The organism is Streptomyces sp. NPDC029956, from assembly GCF_055574655.1.
In genome coordinates this window covers 1-4959 of sequence record NZ_JBVHZJ010000116.1, presented here as the reverse complement: position 1 = coordinate 4959, position 4959 = coordinate 1, and the positions used below count along the sequence as shown (strand labels likewise).

4 protein-coding genes are annotated in these 4959 nt (G+C 72.1%); 1 reads left to right on the top strand and 3 read right to left on the bottom strand.

Going from position 1 to position 4959, the window contains the following annotated elements:
* Together ACZ4XX_RS40080 and ACZ4XX_RS40075 are read right to left on the bottom strand one after the other, a co-directional pair.
* A partial coding sequence (locus ACZ4XX_RS40080; protein ID WP_468512746.1) for a type I polyketide synthase occupies positions 1 to 3706 on the bottom strand: 3706 nt, incomplete at its 3' end.
* Positions 3707 to 3977: 271 nt separating this feature from the next.
* Positions 3978 to 4556 carry a TetR/AcrR family transcriptional regulator gene (locus ACZ4XX_RS40075; RefSeq protein ID WP_468512745.1) on the bottom strand — a complete coding sequence of 193 codons (579 nt, stop codon included), beginning with the start codon at positions 4554 to 4556 and terminating at the stop codon, positions 3978 to 3980.
* A gap of 97 nt (positions 4557 to 4653) precedes the next feature.
* On the opposite strand from ACZ4XX_RS40075, the gene ACZ4XX_RS40070 reads away from it, so the two are divergent.
* Entirely contained in the window at positions 4654 to 4800 is a 147-nt protein-coding gene (locus tag ACZ4XX_RS40070) for a hypothetical protein (RefSeq protein ID WP_468512744.1), read from the top strand.
* Positions 4801 to 4864: 64 nt separating this feature from the next.
* On the opposite strand, the gene ACZ4XX_RS40065 is transcribed toward ACZ4XX_RS40070, so the two are convergent.
* Positions 4865 to 4959 (bottom strand): adenosylhomocysteinase (locus tag ACZ4XX_RS40065; RefSeq protein ID WP_352030442.1); only part of this gene is annotated, 95 nt, incomplete at its 5' end.

Below are 4959 nucleotides of genomic sequence, written 5' to 3'. Positions count from 1 at the left end.
CCGGAACACCACCCGCAGCAAACGCCTCGCACGCCACGAAGAGATCACGGAAGACCACACCCGCCGACCACCCGTCGGTCACCGCATGGTGCATGGTCAGGCACAGGATCTGTTCGGTCGGGCGGACGTCGACCACGAGGAGCCGGAACAGCAGGGTCCCGGTCAGCTCGAACGGCTCGCGTTCCTCGCGCCCCAGCAGTGCCTCCGCGGTCTCGGCGTCGGGGGCGTCGGCGAACCGCAGAGGCATGTCGTCGGACTTCTCGTCGACGAGCTGGACGAGTTCGCCGTCGCGCAGGTCGAGCCGGGTGCGCAGCGCCTCGTGCCGGTCCATCACCCAGGCCAGCGCACGCGCGAGCACCTCGGGGTCGAGCGGCTGCGAGGTGCGCAGGGCGGAGCGGGTGTGGTACCGGGCGGTTCCCGGGTGGAGCTGTTCGAGGAACCACAGGCGTCGCTGCCCGTCGGTGGCGGGATGGACGTCGCGTTCCGTCGCGCGTTCCACGGCCGGCACCACGGGGGCCGGGACGGCTTCCGCCAGGACGTCGAGCAGGTGCTCCGCCACGGCCCGCGGCGTCGGGTGCTCGAACGCCAGGGCGGTGGAGAGCGGGAGGCCGGTGTAGTCCTCAAGGCGCTTGGCCAGCTCGGTGGCCATCATGGAGTCCAGACCGCAGTCCCGGAAGGAGGCGTCCGTCGGGACCGTCTCCGTGGCGCCGAGCAGGGCGGTGGTCTCGTGGCGCACGAACTCCGCGAGCGCGTCGAGGCGTTCGGTCTCGGGGACCGACGTGAGCGGGACCGTGGGGCCGGCGTTCCCCGTCTGCTCGTCCGCCGGTCGCCGGTGCGGAGCGCGGTCGGGTGCGGTCGCGGGCGTCCGGCCGTCCGCCGCGAGCCAGTAGGAGGTGCGCTGGAAGGCGTACGTGGGCAGGCCGGCCGCGAGTGTCCCCCGGTGGGGGTGGGTCTGTCGGAGGTCGATGCTCCGGCCGGTGGTGTGGAGGTGGCCGACGGCCTGGGCGAGGGCCTCGTTCTGGTCGGGAGTCCTACGGGGCTGCTGGGAGGCGATCCGGTGGATGCCGGGGGCGGGGTGAGAGGCGGCGAGGGCGGTGAGTGCGGGGGTGGGGCCGATCTCCAGGAGCCGGCCGATGCCGTGGTCGACGAGCGCGGAGAGCGTCCGGTGGAAGCGGACGGTGTCGCGGGCCTGTCGGACCCAGTAGTCGGGGGCGAGCATCCCGTCACCGGGCTTGGACTCGGGGGTGACCCGTTCGCCCGTGACGGTGGACACGAGGGGGGTGTGCGGTGCCCGGTAGTCCAGTGTGTCGAGGACGTCCCGGAACTCGTCGAGCATGCCGTCCATGTGCGGGGAGTGGAAGGCATGGGAGACGTCGAGGGAGCGGGTGCGGCGGCCCAGTTCCTCGAAGTGCCCGGCGACGGTGGCGACGGCGTCGGCGTCGCCGCTGATCACCGTGGACCGGGGGCCGTTGACGGCGGCGATGGCGACGCGGCCGTCGAGACCGGTCAGGCGCGAAAGCACCTCGTCCTCGGAGGCGGCCAGTTGGGTCATGCGGCCGCCCGCCGGGCAGGCCTGCATGAGCCGGGCGCGGGCGGTGACGAGACGGGCCGCGTCGGGGAGGTCGAGGATCCCGGCCAGGTGTGCGGCGGTGATCTCGCCGAGGGAGTGGCCCGCGAGGGCGTCCGGTGTGACGCCCCACGACTCCCACAGCCGGTGAAGGGCAACCTGGTAGGCGAAGAGAGCGGGCTGGGCGTACCGGGTCTCGTGGAGGAGACGGGCTTCGGGCGAGCCCTCGGGGGCGAAGAGGATCTCCTTGAGCGGGCGCGGCAGGTGCGGGTCGAGGGAGGCCGTCACGGTCTCCAGCGCCTGGGCGAAGCGGGGGTGGGCGCGGGCGAGGTCGTACCCCATGCGCGGGTGCTGGCTGCCCTGTCCGGTGAAGAGGAAGGCGGTGTCCGTGTCGGCCGCGGTGTCGACCGCCGTTCCGGGGGGTGTGTGGCCGGCGGCCAGGACGTCGAGCTGTCGGACCAGCTCGTCGGTGCTGTGCGTGGTGACGGCCGCGCGGCACGGGAAGTGGGTCCTGTGGTGCGCGGTGGTCGCGGCGAGGGCGGCGAGGGGGGTCGCGGGGCGGTGTTCGAGCCAGCGTGCCCAGCGGTCGGCCTGTGCGCGCAGTGCGGCGGCGTCGCGGCCGGACAGGAACACCGTGTGGGTCTCGGCGGGTTCCGCGCCCCGGGTGTCCTCCGTACGGTCTGCGGCGTCGTCGTCGTGTGCCGCCCTCTCGCCGTCGGGCCGTGCCGTCACGTCGTCCCCGGGCCTGTCGTCGGAGGGTGCTTCTTCGAGGACGACGTGGGCGTTGGTGCCGCTGAGGCCGAAGGAGGAGATGCCCGCCCGCCGGGGCCGTGCGGCGTCCTTGGGCCAGGGGCGTGCATCGGTGAGAAGCTCCAGGCCGCTGCCGTCCCACTCGATGTGCGGACTGGGCACATCGGCGTGCAGCGTCCGCGGCAGGCACTCGTTCTGCAACGCGAGCACCATCTTGATCACACCGGCCATGCCCGCGGCCGCCTGCGTATGACCGATGTTCGACTTCACCGAACCCAGACGCACCGGCCGACCCGCCTCACGCCCCGGCCCGAACACCGCAGCCAACGCACCCGCCTCGATCGGATCACCCAAGGACGTACCCGTCCCATGCGCCTCTACCGCGTCCACATCACCCGGAACCAACCGCGCCGACGCCAGGGCTTCCTGGATGACCCGCTGCTGGGCGGGACCGTTGGGCGCGGTGAGTCCCTGGCTGCGGCCGTCGTGGTTCACCGCCGAGCCCCGGATCACCGCGAGGACGGTGGAGCCGTCCCGCTCGGCGTCCGACAGCCGCTTGAGGGCGAGGACGGCGGCGCCCTCCGCCCAGCCGGCGCCGTTCGCGTCCGCGGAGAAGCTCTTGCATCGTCCGTCCGGGGCCATCCCCTTGAGCCTGGAGAACTCGACGAAGACGGCGGGGGTGCTCATCACCGTCACGCCCCCGGCCAGGGCGAGGTCGCATTCCCCGGCGCGCAGGGCCTGGACGGCCAGGTGGAGGGAGACGAGCGAGGACGCGCAGGCGGCGTCCACCGTCATGGCGGGGCCCCGCAGGCCCAGGGTGTACGAGACGCGGCCGGACAGCACGCTGGCAGCGGTTCCCGTACCGGCGTAGCCGTCGAGTGCGTGCAGGTCGACGCCCAGACCGCCGTAGTCCGAGCCCATCGCTCCCAGGTACACGCCGGTACGGCTCTCGCCGAGTTCGGCGGGGCGGATGCCGGCCCGCTCCAGCGTCTCCCACACCACTTCCAGGATCAGGCGCTGCTGCGGGTCCATCGACCGTGCCTCGCGCGGGGAGATGCCGAAGAACTCCGCGTCGAAGCCCTCGACGTCCGCGAGGAAGCCGCCCGTACGGGCGGAGCTCTTGCCCGCCGCGTCCGGGTCGGGGTCGTACAGGTCGAGCCCGTCCCAGCGGGCGGGCATCCCGCCTATCGCGTCCTCGCCGTGGGCGAGGAGCCTCCAGAAGTCCTCGGGGGTGTCGATGTCCTTGGGCAGTCGGCATCCCATGGACACGATGGCGATGGGCTCGGTGCGTGCGGCGCGCTCGGCGGAGAGGTCCTCCTCCGCCTTGAGCAGCGCGCTTGTCGTGCGTCGCAGATAGTTCTCGAGCCTGTCGACATCGGACGAGGGCATGCGTTCACTCCAGACACTGACGGGCGCCTCAGGACGGCGGAGACAGGGTGGCTGCTCCACCTTCAGGCATCCCGCGGAGGCCGGTCCGGGTCGTCGACCGCTCTTCGAGCCCGTCTCGAGCCGGCCCTGAGCCTCCCGTTCCCGTTCCCGTGCCGGTGACGTGTCCCGGACGTCGGCCCCGCCCTCGCGCCCGCCGCCCGCGTACGGCCCCGCCCTCGCGCCGCCGCCCTACGCCCCGCCCTGGTGCGGGGGTGTCGCGGGGCAGGAGGTGTCAGGAGTCCGCGGGCAGCAGGCGCCGGGCCAGCTCCTCGAACAGGTCGACGCCGGCGTAGGGGGCGAGCACGCCGGGCGCGGTGAGGTCGTCCAGGTTCATGCCGTGGACGGTGAGGTAGAGGAGGACGACGTCGACGCGGTCACCGGGCAGACCTGCCTCCGTGTGGAAGCGGATGTTCTCCTCCAGCACGGTGCTGAAGATCTCGTTGAGTTCCTTGCCCAGGGCGGGACGGCGGGTTCCCTCGAGCCGCAGCTCCAGCATGGCGAGGTAGCTGCTGCGGTCGGCCTGCATCCGTTCGTGGACCTGCCGGAGCAGAAGTGCGACCAGCGACCGGGAGGGCTCGGCGCTCATGGTGAGGGCCAGTTGGTCGGGGTCGGGCATGATCCGCTCGTGGGTGCGCTCCATGATCTGGAGCAGCAACTGGTCACGGTTCCTGAAGTAGTTGGAGCACGTTCCGATGGGCACCTGCGCCTTCCCGTCGACCGCACGGAGGGTCAGTCCTCTGGAGCCCTCGTTGGCGAGGACCTCGATGGCCGCATCGAGAAGCGCGGCGCGGCGCTCCGGGTTCTGTCGCATGGGAATCTTTCCGGCTAGACGTTGACACCACTGCAGCTGAAGTACTACATTCAAAGCACTTCACTGAAGTACACCGCAGCGACCTACAGGAGTCAACATGCGATCTAGCTTCGAGCAGTCCTACTCCTCCCTCCCGTCCGTCCGCTTCCGGAACGGCGGCCGCCGCGGTCAGGGTTTCCCTCAGCCCAAGCCCCAGTCCCTGCCGCGCGCCCGGCCGCTGCCCAAGCCCGGCCCGCGCCGCTAGACCACCGCTCGCCAACCGGATGGCCGCCTCCCGAGACACAGGGAGGCGGCCATCGGCACGTCACTCAGTAGCGGTAGTGGTCCGGCTTGTACGGGCCCTCGACCGGGACTCCGATGTACGAGGCCTGCTCGGGGCGGAGGGTCGTGAGGCGGACGCCGA